Origin of the sequence: Ancylomarina sp. (assembly GCF_041555295.1) — a bacterium.
Classification (GTDB): Bacteria; Bacteroidota; Bacteroidia; order Bacteroidales; family Marinifilaceae; genus Ancylomarina.
The window spans coordinates 1-12958 of the sequence record NZ_JBFFKR010000082.1 but is presented as its reverse complement, the minus strand read 5'-3'; the positions used below and the strand labels follow the sequence as shown (position 1 = coordinate 12958).

At 35.4% G+C, this 12958-nt stretch carries 11 protein-coding genes; 9 read left to right on the top strand and 2 right to left on the bottom strand.

Going from position 1 to position 12958, the window contains the following annotated elements; genetic code table 11:
- The coding region (locus ABY905_RS08035; protein WP_372642354.1) for a PKD domain-containing protein at positions 1–1061 on the bottom strand (1061 nt) is incomplete at its 3' end.
- 179 nt (positions 1062–1240) lie between these two features.
- Here ABY905_RS08035 and ABY905_RS08030 point away from each other — a divergent pair.
- From ABY905_RS08030 to ABY905_RS07990, 9 genes are all read left to right on the top strand, one after another.
- Entirely contained in the window at positions 1241–3556 is a 2316-nt protein-coding gene (locus tag ABY905_RS08030) for an ATP-dependent helicase (protein WP_372642352.1), read from the top strand.
- A gap of 362 nt (positions 3557–3918) precedes the next feature.
- Positions 3919–4530 carry a DUF4290 domain-containing protein gene (locus ABY905_RS08025; RefSeq protein WP_372642350.1) on the top strand — a complete coding sequence of 204 codons (612 nt, stop codon included), beginning with the start codon at positions 3919–3921 and terminating at the stop codon, positions 4528–4530.
- Positions 4531–4767: 237 nt separating this feature from the next.
- Positions 4768–6078: a UDP-N-acetylglucosamine 1-carboxyvinyltransferase gene (gene murA, locus ABY905_RS08020; protein WP_372642348.1), complete on the top strand. Its 1311-nt coding sequence runs from the start codon at positions 4768–4770 to the stop codon at positions 6076–6078.
- A gap of 103 nt (positions 6079–6181) precedes the next feature.
- Positions 6182–6718, top strand: coding sequence for a TlpA family protein disulfide reductase (locus tag ABY905_RS08015; RefSeq protein ID WP_372642346.1), 537 nt, complete (start codon positions 6182–6184; stop codon positions 6716–6718).
- A 334-nt stretch (positions 6719–7052) separates the two neighbouring features.
- Positions 7053–7643: a nucleotide exchange factor GrpE gene (grpE, locus tag ABY905_RS08010; protein WP_372642344.1), complete on the top strand. Its 591-nt coding sequence runs from the start codon at positions 7053–7055 to the stop codon at positions 7641–7643.
- Positions 7644–7670: 27 nt separating this feature from the next.
- A complete protein-coding gene (gene dnaJ / locus ABY905_RS08005) occupies positions 7671–8828 on the top strand; it encodes a molecular chaperone DnaJ (protein WP_372642342.1) in 1158 nt (385 codons plus the stop codon).
- A 202-nt stretch (positions 8829–9030) separates the two neighbouring features.
- A complete protein-coding gene (locus tag ABY905_RS08000) occupies positions 9031–9966 on the top strand; it encodes an ABC transporter ATP-binding protein (protein WP_372642340.1) in 936 nt (311 codons plus the stop codon).
- 67 nt (positions 9967–10033) lie between these two features.
- Positions 10034–11374, top strand: a complete 1341-nt coding sequence (locus ABY905_RS07995; protein ID WP_372642338.1) for an ABC transporter permease — start codon at positions 10034–10036, stop codon at positions 11372–11374.
- 150 nt (positions 11375–11524) lie between these two features.
- Positions 11525–12403 (top strand): radical SAM protein, encoded by an 879-nt coding sequence (locus tag ABY905_RS07990; RefSeq protein WP_372642336.1) that lies wholly within the window; start codon positions 11525–11527, stop codon positions 12401–12403.
- 137 nt (positions 12404–12540) lie between these two features.
- Here ABY905_RS07990 and ABY905_RS07985 read toward each other — a convergent pair.
- Positions 12541–12958, bottom strand: a 418-nt coding sequence (locus tag ABY905_RS07985; RefSeq protein ID WP_372642334.1) for a phosphatidate cytidylyltransferase, incomplete at its 5' end; no start/stop codon positions are given.

The following is a 12958-nucleotide window of genomic DNA, read 5'->3' as shown; positions in this document are numbered from 1 at the left end:
GTAAACACATTGGGAACTTCAAAAATCGAACCTTCAACTATAATTTTATTAGTTGAAGACGCAACACAATTCATTGCGTCATCGGTATTTGTAACTATTAATTTCACATTATACTCCCCAGGGTGTAAATATGTATAAGTAAAATTCTCATTCATCCCCGTTGTAATATCAATCAATAGACTATCTCTTATTTCAACTGGACCATCAACTCTTGTTTCGTCTTGATAGAGGTACCACTGATAATCTGTCGCATTTGCATCATTAGTTTCAAAAGAGACCTCTAAAGGCGCTTCTCCTGTTGAAGGATTAAGAGTAAATTTAGCATCAACCTTGTATGTTTTTTCAGATTTTGTTTCCGACGTATATTCAAAACCACATTCATCAGTCACAATTACCTTATAGTCAGCCTCATTCACGAACACTTGATTATCAAAAAAACTTTTTGGTAAACCTGCATAATCAACTAGAGGTAATCGCTGAAGCTCTATATTATCTCTTTGGAAGGAAAAAACTACGGATGTACTTACATTAAGAGTTCTTGGAGTTGCTGCATTTATGTCTGGGTATTGATTAACGGGTAATGTTGATATAAAAGCGACACCATTACAATCTTTAGTATCGAGAACTAAACTAGGCTTAATAGTTTTGACTTGATTAAAAGCCCAAACTATAAATGATTCATCTTCTACCCCCTTTTGAATCTCCACCTGATATCTACCATCTGGTAAATTACTAATAGTCGATTCACCAACAGCATTATCTGTAAAAACGGGTATAGAAAAACTATTTGTTCCAGAATCCCATTGAGTCCAGGTAAAATTCCAGTCTTCAGCACCATCAGAAGAAACAGCTTTCAATTCACCTACTCCAACATTAGCATCATCACAGAAAACAAAAATTTCATCTTGAGTTCCACCTACCGAATATTCGGTTATCGAACTATAACTAGATGTAGGAGCCGAAATTTGAGCAAACAGTGTCGATTGGCATAAAATCAAGGCAAAAAGAACGCCTAAAAATAATCGGAATTTATTTGAAATAGCTAAAACCATTAGTCTCATATGTTTCTATTTTTACAATACTTAATTTACAATATTAAAAAAATTAAGTCGCATTTATGATATATGTTCATAGAATAATAAATTGATGGAGATATTTATTGAAAAATTTGTGCGACTAAGATTGCAATTTGTACTTTTGAGCTAGTATTTTTGGAATTGAAAATTAGAGTAAAGAGCATATGGATTATTTAAATGACCTAAACCCAGTACAGCGTGAAGCAGTTGAAAAAACAGATGGCCCATCACTAGTCATTGCTGGAGCCGGATCAGGAAAAACACGTGTATTAACTTACCGAATTGCTCATCTTTTAAGTAAGGGGGTGCGTCCGTATACCATACTAGCTCTTACTTTCACCAATAAAGCTGCACGCGAAATGAAAGAGCGTATTGGGCATATTGTTGGGTCAGAACAGGCTCAAGCTTTATGGATGGGGACTTTTCACTCGACCTTCGCGAAAATATTACGCTACGAAGCAGAACATTTGGGTTTCGATTCAAACTTCACCATTTACGATACTCAAGATTCCAAAAATCTACTTCGCAGTATTATTAAAGAGATGAAACTGGATGATAAGGTTTATAAAGCCAATGATGTTCTTAATCGAATTTCATCAGCTAAGAATAATCTTGTTACTGCAATGGCTTACTCTCAGAATTCGGCTGCGCAAGAAATTGATGCCTCAAATCGCAGACCATTAACTGCTGAAATATATAAGCGATATAGTCACCGTTGCCATCAGGCAAATGCTATGGATTTTGACGATCTACTTTTGCAGACAAACATCCTTTTTAAAAACGTACCAGAGGTTTTAGCCAAGTATCAAGATAAGTTTAGATACATATTGGTTGATGAGTATCAGGATACCAACTATTCGCAATATCTAATTGTAAAAAGATTAGCAGAACAACATAAAAATGTGAGTGTTGTAGGTGACGATGCGCAGAGTATTTACTCTTTTCGTGGAGCAAAAATCGAAAACATTCTCAACTTCAGAAACGATTACCCAAACTACCAATTATTTAAACTTGAGCAAAATTACCGTTCTACAAAGATTATTGTAAATGCGGCGAATTCTGTCATTAAAAAAAATCAGGGGCAAATAAAGAAAGAATCATTCTCTGAAAAAGAAGGTGGCGAAAACATCAAAGTTATTAAAGCAATGACTGACCACGAAGAAGGTTATATCATTGCCAATGATATTTTTGAAACTAAAATGCGAAATCGTCTTAAGTTTGAAGATTTTGCAATTTTATATAGAACCAATGCCCAATCCCGAATTTTTGAGGAGTCATTAAGAAAACTCAACCTCCCTTATAAAATATATGGTGGGCTTTCTTTTTACCAACGTAAAGAGATTAAAGACTTGCTATCGTATTTCAGAATGGCTATCAATCCGAATGACGAAGAGGCAATCAAACGTGTGATCAATTATCCCAAAAGAGGTATTGGTGCAACAACCATTGGAAAGCTTCAGGAAGCTGCCACTAGCACAGGGCTGAGTATTTGGAATATCATCTGTGGTTTAAATGAGCGTCCTTATGGTTTAAATGGTGGAACAATCAGTAAATTGATGAAGTTCGCCAATTTAGTTAACGGCTTTGCCATGAAGATGGAACACGAATCGGCTTTCGATCTGGCAACTCGAGTTTCTAAAGAAACAGGAATTATTAAAGAACTCTATAACGATAGATCACCAGAAGGTGTTTCGCGTCATGAGAACATTCAGGAACTTTTGAATGCTATTCAGGATTTCACACAAATTGCACTGGAAGAAGATCGTGAAAATAAACTGGCGAACTACTTAGAAGATGTAGCTTTACTAACTAATCAGGATAATGAAAAAGATGAAGATAGAGATAAGGTAAGCATGATGACCATTCATTCATCAAAAGGGCTTGAGTTTCCTTATCTTTACGTTGTTGGTATGGAAGAGGATTTGTTTCCATCCAAACTATCTATAACATCAACTCATGAGTTAGAAGAAGAGCGTCGATTGTTTTATGTGGCATTAACCAGAGCGCAAGAAAAAGTTAGCTTATCTTTTGCAAAAGCACGTTACAAATGGGGTGATATGAGTTATCCTCGTCCAAGTCGTTTTATAAAAGAAATTGATCCTCAGTATATCGATTTTTCTTACGAACAAGAACCTGAATTTTCTAGCTTTGGATCGAGAATATCTGAAAGTGATAGTAGTCATGAACGTGTAGCGAGTGAGACTCGTTTCCAACAAAAGAAAAAGCCGGCTACACGCCCCAAGCTTTCGCAGTCAGCACCAAGAGTGAGACCTACTGGTAATTCAGAAACAGATAGTAACTTCGCATTTTCAGATGCAAGTTCAATTCAAGCTGGCATGCATATAGAACACCAACGGTTTGGGAAAGGAAAGGTTTTACATTTGGAGGGAGAAGCACCCAATATTAAGGCTACTGTATTTTTTCAGAATGTCGGTCAGAAACAATTACTATTGAAATTTGCCAAGTTGAAAATCGTTTAATTTGTGTTTATCATTGTGTAATAACACAGCTTATATGTGTTCCATTTGCATTGAAAGAAGAAATGCAGTACATTTGCATTGAGTTCTAAGTGATTCCGTGAATAAACCCACCATACCGGTTACAATTTCATTATCGACTAAACTTCAACTGTAAGATAATAAAAGCTCAGATATCAAATATTAACTGATTTATTTTCGTTTTTTTTAGTAATATTGTGTTCTTCAAAAGACACGTCTAAAAATCAATAATATTTTAGGGTGAGTATAAAAGTAAAAACTTATTGAACACACATCAATAAGCTTTCCCACAAAATAAGTGATAACTGTAGACAACATCACAGTTAAAACACAACAACAAATAGATGGATTATAATTCGAATAGGGTAAAATTATTACTCCCTGAATATGGCAGAAACGTACAAATGATGGTTGATTTTGCCATGAAAATCGAGGATAGAGACGAAAGAAATAAAGCTGCAAAAACTATTATTTCTATCATGGGTAACATGTACCCTCACCTTAGAGACGTTAGTGATTTCAGACACAAACTTTGGGATCATTTAGCTATCATGACAGATTTCGAATTCGATATCGATTCACCATACGAATTACCTACGAAAGAGAAATTAGCAGAGAAGCCAGAAGTTCTTCCATACAATAATAATAGAATCAGATATCGTCATTACGGAAAGATTATTGAATCTATGATTAAGAAAGCAATTGAGCTTGAAGATGAAAAAGAACAATCAGCTTTAATCTCGATGATTGCCAATCATATGAAAAAGTCTTATACAAATTGGAATAAAGATGGTGTTGTTGATGAAAAAATATTCAAAGATATCGTAGACTTATCTGGAGGGAAATTAACTATTCCTGAAAACTTAAAACTGAGAGAAACTCACGACAAAGATTTCCAGAGTAAGAAAAAAACATTCCACAAAAATGAACCTCGAAAGTTCATTAAGAAAAAATAATATTATTGAAATTTACAGCATATTTAAACCGGATAAATTCCGGTTTTTTTGTGTCTAATTTGAAATTCATCTTTTCAAAATTTACTGATTATTAACTTCATTATTAAAAGTCCTTTTCATTATCTTTAAGCTTGAATTTTAAATATTGGGAATCATATTATTGATTCATTCTATTTCAAAACAGATAATCTTAACATCTGCCAAATCATTCCATCATAATACCTAATGATCAAATAAATGAGCACATTCGAAATAACTGGTGGCACAACACTAAAAGGTGAATTACACCCGCAAGGAGCAAAAAATGAGGCTTTACAAATCTTGTGCGCCACTCTCCTTACATCCGAAAAAATCAGAATTCACAATATCCCAAACATACTTGATGTAAACCGTTTGATTGAATTACTCGCATCACTTGGTGTTAGTGTGACTCAAGAGACTAAGAATACCTATTGTTTCGAAGCCAAAGAGATCAATCTTGAATATTTAAATACGGATGAGTTTGCTAAAAAAGGCTCATCTCTTCGCGGTTCAATTATGATTATTGGTCCATTATTGGCTCGTTTCGGAAAAGCATACATTCCAAAGCCCGGTGGTGATAAAATTGGACGTCGTAGACTAGACACACACTTCATTGGTTTTCAAAAGCTAGGTGCTGATTTCAAATACAAGCAAGGTGATAAATTTTACCGTTTAGAAGCTCCACGCCTAAAGGGAACTTATATGTTGCTTGATGAAGCATCAGTTACTGGTACTGCTAATATAATTATGGCTGCCGTACTTGCTGAAGGGACAACCACAATTTACAATGCTGCCTGTGAGCCTTACATACAACAATTATGCAAGATGTTGAATTCCATGGGAGCAAAAATTATGGGAATAGGCTCCAACTTACTTTATGTCGAAGGTGTTAAAATCCTATCGGGTTGCGAACATAGAATTCTTCCTGATATGATTGAGATTGGTAGTTTTATTGGCCTAGCAGCTATGACGAAATCTGAAATTACCATAAAAAACGTAGCCTACAAAGAACTAGGTGTTATTCCAGATACATTCATGAAATTGGGTATTAAACTCGAGATTATTGGAGACGATATTTACATCCCAAAGCAGGAGAGTTATACTATAGAGAATTTTATGGATGGCTCCATCCTAACTATTTCTGACGCCCCTTGGCCTGGCTTGACTCCAGATCTTATAAGTATTATTCTAGTTGTTGCTACTCAAGCAAAAGGAAGTGTTCTAATTCATCAAAAAATGTTTGAATCACGACTTTTCTTTACGGATAAACTGATCGATATGGGCGCTCAAATTATTCTATGCGATCCTCATAGAGCAACTGTTATTGGCCTTAATCAAGAATCTATGCTTAGAGCAACCAAAATGGTTTCACCTGATATTCGAGCTGGGGTTTCTCTTTTAATTGCAGCTCTCTCGGCTGAAGGAACCAGTACCATTCAAAATATTGATCAAATAGACAGAGGTTACGAGAATATAGACCTTCGCCTAAATGCAATTGGAGCAAAAATTAGGAGAATTGACAATTAACTATTCATTAACAGTCTAAATAAAAACAATTAGCTAATTTTAGTCTTACAAAAAAAACATAAAGCAATTACAAACGTAAGCACTTCAAAAAAGATAATTCGCTATGAAAAAATTAAATCTAAGTATACTAATAACAATTCTAGTTATTTCATTTTCTGCATTTGCTGGAGAAAAAAGCAAAGATGTAAAAGAAGGTTTAAATATTGGGGATAAAATTCCTGAAATTTCTGCTAAATCGCCTGATGGGAAAGACATTAAACTAAGTGATCTTAAAGGCAAGCTTGTTCTTGTTGATTTTTGGGCTTCATGGTGTGGACCATGTCGTGATGAAAACCCTTGGGTTGTTTCTGTTTATAGCAAATTTAAAGATCAGGAATTTAAGAATGGGGATGGCTTTACCGTACTTAGTTTTTCTTTAGATAAAAAGATTAATAGCTGGAAGAATGCCATTAAGAAAGATGAATTAACATGGGATTATCACGTTAGTGAGTTACAAGGATGGTACTCGCCTACTGCTGTTAAATTTGGTATTAACTCTATTCCATCGAACTTCCTAATCGATGAAAATGGCACTATTTTAGCCAAGGATTTAAGAGGTCAAAAGTTGGAGCTAATTTTACAACACTACTTAAAAAAATAGATTCTATTTCAGATAAAATAGACTAAGAGTTGTTCAGAAAATGAACAGCTCTTTTTTTTTTGCTTCCGATCCATTAATAGCTGAAAGCAATTCAATTAAACATGTCTTGTCATGAAAAATTGCCATTAAGTTCTACAAAAAACTACAAATTCAACCGACAAGTTTTATCTTTGTGCCAATTTGTCGGAAAATAGGCATTGGCAAACATTTTGTAATTGTGATGCCTGTAATTTTAGCAGCAATGCAAACTAGATATCAAAGTTAGTAATTACTGACAAACAAATAGTGAAACTGAAGCCCAGAGCAATTTGGCATTTATTAGAAAAATAACGAGATGACAAAAGATAAAAGCAAATTAAACAAGGAAGATTTGGAAGCAAAAGAAGCTGTTACTCCTGAAAATGAAACTGTCGAAGAGGTGGGTGCTACAGAAGAGAAGGTCGAAGTTTTAAAGACTGAAGAAGAAAAGAAAGCTGACGAAATTGAGGCACTTAAAAATCAGCTTAGTGAAGTAACCGACAAATACATGAGATTATCAGCTGAATTCGATAATTACCGTAAGCGTACACTTAAAGAGAAGATGGAGCTGACAAAATCAGCAGGTGAAAAGATATTACTTAATGTTCTTCCCGTAATGGATAACTTTGAACGTGCTTTAAAATCTGTAGACGAGTCTAATGATATTAAGGGTGTAAAAGAAGGAATTCATTTGATATATACAAACTTCAAAGATTTTATGATCCAACAGGGTGTGAAAGAAATTGAGGCCAAAAATTTGGCTTTCGATACCGATTTACACGAGGCTATCACCAAGATTCCTGCTCCTAGCAAAAAAATGAAAGGAAAAGTTGTTGATTGCGTAGAAAAAGGATATTACCTAAATGATAAAGTGATTCGCTTTTCGAAAGTAGTCGTTGGAGAATAATATTAATCAAAACAAAGCTGAATTAAGATGTCGAAAAGAGATTACTACGAAATACTTGGCGTATCAAAAAATGCAACAGGACCAGAGCTAAAAAAGGCTTATCGTAAGAAAGCTATACAATTTCATCCTGATAAAAACCCTGATAACAAAGAGGCTGAAGAAAAGTTTAAAGAAGCAGCTGAAGCTTATGAGGTTTTAAGCAATGATCAAAAACGTCAGCGTTACGATCAATATGGACACGCTGGTATGAGCGGTTCAGCAGGAGGCGGTTTCGGCGGTGGCGGCATGAACATGGACGATATCTTCTCTCATTTTGGTGATATTTTCGGTGGTGGATCTGGCGGATCTTTCTTTGGAGGTTTCGGTGGCGGCGGACGTAGTTCACAGCGCGTGAACCGTGGTAGCAACTTACGAGTTCAGGTTAAGCTTACACTTGAGGAAATTGCAAGCGGCGTTGAAAAGAAAATCAAGGTTAAAAAGCATGTTGAGTGCACAGAATGTCATGGATCTGGGGCTGAAGGAGGTTCTTCACACTCTAACTGTTCGCAGTGTCATGGAACAGGTCAGGTAACACGCATTCAGAATACGATCTTAGGTCAGATGCAAACCAGTGCAGCGTGTCCATCATGTAATGGTGAAGGTAAAATCATCACTCACAAATGTAAGTCATGTGCTGGCGAAGGTATCGTAAAAGACGATGAAGTTATCTCAATCAATATTCCTGCTGGTGTTGCTGAAGGTATGCAGTTATCAGTAAGCGGACGTGGCAATGCAGCTCGTCGTGGTGGTGTGAATGGTGATTTATTAATATTAGTTCACGAAGAAGAACATCCTGAACTAGTACGTGATGAGAACGATTTATTATATAATTTATTCATCAGCATTCCAGATTCAATTTTAGGAACAGCTGTTGAGATTCCAACTATCGAAAATAAGGTAAAAGTTAAAATCGATGGCGGAACACAACCTGGTAAAATTCTTCGCTTACGCGGAAAAGGATTACCTGATATTAACGGCTACGGAAGAGGAGACTTGTTGGTTAAAATAAATGTTTGGGTTCCAAATAAGGTTAGTAAAGATGAGCAGAAACTTCTTGAAAAACTTCAGGCTTCTGAATCATTTATACCTAATCCAAGTTCTCAAGAGAAAAGCTTCTTCAAAAAAGTGAGAAACTTCTTCGACTAGAAAAATATTAAAGTTCGAATCCCTCAGAAATATCTGAGGGATTTTTTTTGTCCTCATTTTTAAAGGTATAATCGCTAACTTTCACCTTTATATCGATTTTATATTAAACAGATGTAACTTTTAGGTATTTTGTACACTAATTAATAAACACAAAAATTGAAACTAACTATTAATCATTAAAACCCCTTTAATTTATTTATACATGGCGTTTTTCGAAGCAAAAAATATAGTAAAACAGTATGCTGGACACACAGCTTTAAAAGGTGTGAGCATATCTGTTTCTGAAGGAAGCATATTTGGTCTTCTAGGACCGAATGGTGCCGGTAAAACAACTCTAATTCGAATAATTAATCAAATTACCGGCCCTGACTCTGGCGAGGTTTTCTTTAACGGTGAACCATTAAAAGCTGAACACGTACATCATATTGGTTATTTACCAGAAGAGCGTGGCTTGTACAAGAAAATGAAGGTTGGTGAGCAATCTATTTATCTGGCTCAGCTAAAAGGGATGAGCAAGCAAGATGCAACAGCAAAACTACAAGCTTGGTTTAAGAAATTCGATATTTTAGAATGGTGGGATAAAAAAGTTGAAGAGCTTTCTAAAGGAATGGCTCAGAAGATCCAATTCATCACAACCATTCTTCACGAACCTAAACTTTTAATATTCGATGAGCCTTTTAGTGGATTCGACCCTATTAATGCAAATCTTCTTAAAAAAGAAATATTAGAACTACGCGACAGGGGATGCACCATTATTTTCTCTACCCACAATATGGCGTCTGTCGAAGAAATTTGCGATCATATTGCACTTATTCATAAGTCAGAAAAGATACTTGATGGTTCCTTTGAAGACATCAAAAAACAATACCGTACCAATACTTATAATATCTCTTTCACTGGTGATCAAGAAAAATTAAAGGCAAATTTATCTAGCAATATTGAAATTTTGGAACATCAATCGCGTAAGGAATTCGAGTCTTTAAAATTGAAATTGAACAATGGAACGAGTTCAAACGACTTGCTAAGCCAAATACTCCCTCATGTCGAAATTGTTTCATTCAATGAAATTATTCCAAGTATGAATGATATTTTCATTCGTGTTGTAAATGAAAAGAATCTTAGCCTTGATTTTGAATAATCAATTAAGTGCACAAATAATACAATTCAATTTCATTCCGATAATATCGGACTTATAGATAAATACAATGAACAAGATATTAATCATTATTCAACGTGAATATTTATCACGAGTTAAAAAGAAATCATTCCTACTCCTAACATTCCTTACTCCTATTTTAATTGCAGGTATATATGCTTTTATGATATGGATGATGATGAAGGACGATACCGAAAAAAGGACTATTGGTGTCATTAATGAATCAGAACTGGTAAGTCCAGTGGAATCACAAGATTTCACCACCTTCGAATACCTAGAGAACACAAGCTTTGAAGAAGCTAAGAAGATGCTGGATACCAAGGGTTATTATGCACTTCTTAAAATTCCAAAAGACATTCTAGAATCACAATCGACAGAACTGTTTTCGTTTAAGCAAGTGACCATAGAAGTTAAATCAGAGGTTGGTTCACAAATTCGTAATCATATAGAAACAATTAAGCGTTCGAAGATTATTGCAGAAGCTAATATGCCAGATTTGGAGCAAAAGTTAGCAGCAACCAAAACCCCTATTTCCGTTAAGACTATTAAATTTGGTGATGACGGTGAGATTAAACAAAGCTCAACTGAAATTGCAATGGGACTTGGTTTTGCCATGAGTTTCATCATTTACATGTTTATTTTCATGTATGGTGTTCAGGTGATGCGAGGCGTTATCGAAGAAAAGAGTAATCGAATTATCGAAGTTATCATTTCATCGGTTAAACCTTTCCAACTAATGATGGGTAAGATTGTCGGTGTGGCAATGGTTGGCTTAACCCAGTTCCTAATGTGGGTCATTCTATCTGGAGCTATTATTGCCATTGGTAGTGCTATTTTCTTACCAGGACTTGATGCTTCAAGCATACAGGAAGCTTCATCAATAAGCCAATTGCCAAGTACAGGACAAGCAATGAATCAGGCTCAATTAAATATGATGCAAGATGTTCTTGGAACATTCGACATGAGTTATATTTTAAGTATTCTTGGTGGTTTTATCTTCTTCTTTCTAGCAGGGTATTTATTGTATTCAGCACTATTCGCAGCTGTTGGTTCAGCAGTTGATAACGAAACGGAAACCCAACAGTTCATGCTCCCAATATCATTGCCACTAGTCCTTGCCTTGTATATTGGAATGGCAGTTGCTAAAAATCCTGAGAGCAGTTTAGCATTCTGGGGATCAATCATACCACTCACCTCTCCAATTGTTATGTTGGTACGTATTCCTTTTGGCGTTCCATTATGGGAATTACTTTTATCAATGGGATTATTGGTTGCATCATTCATATTTGTAACTTGGGTAGCAGCAAAAATTTACCGCACAGGTATTTTAATGTATGGCAAAAAAGTTTCTTACAAAGAGATTTGGAAATGGCTGCGCTATCACAGATAATATGGTGATATGAAGATTTGTTGATGTGATGACTTAAAGATTAAATAATAATCATCAATAAAATCTTCTACTCATATATTTTAATCAATGCCTCGTTTTAAACGAGGCATTTTTTATGAATCACTATTCAAAATTTGATATTTTTGCAAGATGATTAATTACGACGAACCTTTATTTCGCCCACCAAGTGAGGCGTATTCTTTAATACTTCAAGTTAGTTTAGGTTGTGCATGGAACAAGTGTGCCTTTTGCGAAATGTACAGTAGCAAACAATTTCGAGTTCGACCTGAAGAAGAAGTCTTTGCTGAAATTGAAAGTATGGCTCCACATGCTGATCAAATCCGAAAGGTATTTTTGGCTGATGGCAATGCTATGGTTTTGTCCTTCGATAAACTAAGTCGTTTATTAGATAAGCTAAATGCTACCTTTCCAAAACTCAACCGAGTTTCAGCCTATGCTATACCTCGCGATATTGAATGTAAAACCGATGAAGAACTGAAAATTTTAGCCGCAAAAGGTTTAAAATTACTGTATGTAGGAATCGAATCCGGGGATGATGAATTACTGCAAGTCATAAACAAAGGAGAAGATTTCAGCAGTACAAGTAGTGCCTTGAAGAAAGCCAGACAGGCTGGTATCAAATTATCAGTAATGATATTGAATGGTTTGGGAGGACAAAAATATTCTGAACAGCATGCCATCAATTCAGCAAAAGTTGTGAACGAAATTCAACCTGAGTTTTTATCAACGCTGGTATTGAGTTACCCATATGGAGAAGAACATTTCAAACAAAAGTTCAAGGAGGAATTTATTCCATTAAATACAATTGAACTGATTGCGGAGATGAAAGTCTTTATGGAAACTTTGGAACTCGAAAACACCGTATTCCGAAGCGATCATGCCTCGAATTATCTAATTCTTAGAGGTAATCTCAATCGAGATAAGGAAGAACTCTTAAATCGTATAAATGGTGTACTAAACGATCCTGCCAATGCAAAACTTAGACCTGAATGGATGAGAGGTCTTTGATGTGAGGATACGTTGTCCTGATTAGAGTCGAAGGATGAGGATGTGAAAAGTAAAAAAGACATAAAAGCAGGACATAAAAAAGCGATCAACAATTAAGTTGATCGCTTTTCTGTATTTATATATATCTAAATTCAATATTACTTACTGAACTCCTTTACGATTTCAAGGAAAACAAAAGCAATTGGAGATACAATTAGAATTGCATCGAAACGATCAAGAATTCCTCCATGTCCAGGTAACATTGAACCTGAATCTTTCACTTGAATGCTACGCTTAAAAAGAGACTCAACCAAATCTCCTAAACCACCAGTAACAGCGACAATAAGCCCTACTGAAAGCCATAAAACCAGACTTAACTCCTGACTAAAACAAGAGCATGCCCAAGCGGCTAATAGGGTTGCAATACCGCCACCAATACTTCCTTCCCAAGATTTTTTAGGAGAAATACGCTCGAATAATCTATGCTTCCCAAAATTAACACCAACCAGATAGGCTACCGTATCATTTACCCAAATCATAATAAAGATACCCATGACAATATCAGGTCTGAACTGC